1 protein-coding gene and 1 pseudogene are annotated in these 1518 nt (G+C 65.6%); both read left to right on the plus strand.

Annotated elements, in window-relative coordinates:
* Positions 1 to 124: 124 nt before the first annotated feature.
* A pseudogene (locus tag CD790_RS34210) lies at positions 125 to 741 on the plus strand (IS5 family transposase); the annotation flags it as partial.
* A 96-nt stretch (positions 742 to 837) separates the two neighbouring features.
* Positions 838 to 1368: a DUF6624 domain-containing protein gene (locus tag CD790_RS34215; RefSeq protein ID WP_399218706.1), complete on the plus strand. Its 531-nt coding sequence runs from the start codon at positions 838 to 840 to the stop codon at positions 1366 to 1368.
* Positions 1369 to 1518 lie beyond the last annotated feature (150 nt).

Consider the following 1518-nt stretch of genomic DNA (forward strand, 5'->3'; position numbering starts at 1 on the left):
TCACCCGCCCTCATACAAACAGCGAACTACCGAACACCCACCACGACAAGGCCAGCTAACAAAGCACTACTAGCGCCTGTCCGGCGGATCTTGTGACCGTCTCGGTCTTTGTTCGTTGGCATGCGGCCGCATCGACTGGTCGATGGTGAGCGTGGACTCCACCACCTGCCGAGCCCACCAGCACGCCGCGGGAGCACGCAAGAGATCCCCGCAGGTGCTGGGAAAAGACGCACGCCCCGACAACACCGGCCCGATGAGGGACTCGGACGCTCCCGGGGCGGTCTCACCTGCAAGATTCACCTCGCCGGGGAAGGTGGGTGCCGCCCTCTCGCCTTGCTGATCACTCCGGGCCAGTGGGGCGACGCCCCGCAGCTCGTTCCCGTGATGGAACGCATCCGCGTCGGCCGGCTCGATGGCGGACGCCCCCGCACCCGACCGGACCATCTCGGCGGCGACAAGGCGTATTCCTCCCGCCGTAACCGCCGCTACCTGCGCAGACGGCAGATCAAGCACACCATCCCCGAGCCGAAGAACCAGCGGGCCAACCGCCAACGCCGCGGCAGCAAGGGCGGACGGCCCACCGGCTTCGACAAGACGGCCTACAAGCGCAGAAACGAAGTCGAGCGGACGATCAACGCCCTCAAGAACTCCCGGGCCGTGGCCACGAGGTTCGACAAGCGGGCCTATGTCTTCCAGGACACCGTGACCGTCGCAGCGATCCGGCTCTGGCTTCGGGGGTAGATCCATTATCCCCACGTGATGAGGCGCCTGTCACCGTTCTTCGGAATGATCTTTATATCCGATTTGCACCTCTAGGCTTGCGGGCGGACACAAAACATGGACCCGACCGGGGAGTTGGAAGTGGCGCACGACATTGCCGCGCTGGCGGTGGAACTCACGGACATGGCTGCGGCCGATCACCAGTCCGCAGCCCGCGCGAACAGCGATGACCCCGCCGAGCAATTGGCCTGGCGGCGGCTGACCGCCCGGCACGGTGACCGGCTCGGCGAGATCATGGACGAGTACGGCTGGCCGACGGCGGAACTCGTCGGCGAGGAGGCCGCACGCGCGGCATGGCTGATCGCCCAGCACGCCGACCGACAGCTCGACGTTCAGCGTCGGGCCCTCCAGTTGATGCAGCAAGCGGTGTCGGCAGGCTCGGCCAGCCCTCGAGAGCTGGCCTTCCTGCGCGACCGCACGCTGGTCAACGAGGGCCGTAAACAGGTCTACGGAACTCAGATCGCGGGCGTGAAGGACGGGGCGCCGGTCCCGTGGCCCTGCGAAGAGCCCGAGCGCATGGACGAACTCCGTGCGGAAGTGGGCATCGATCCTTTCAACGAATATGTTGCCAAGTTTTCCATGACCTGACGCCCCTTCCCCCAGTCGTGTCCGGTGGATCACTGCCCGGGCATACTCGCCGCGGGCGATGATCCGCCGGACAGGCGCTAGTAGTGCTTTGTTAGCTGGCCTTGTCGTGGTGGGTGTTCGGTAGTTCGCTGTTTGTATGAGGGCGGGTGA

The sequence above is a fragment of the Streptomyces sp. SAJ15 genome (assembly GCF_007595705.1).
Classification (GTDB): Bacteria; Actinomycetota; Actinomycetes; order Streptomycetales; family Streptomycetaceae; genus Streptomyces.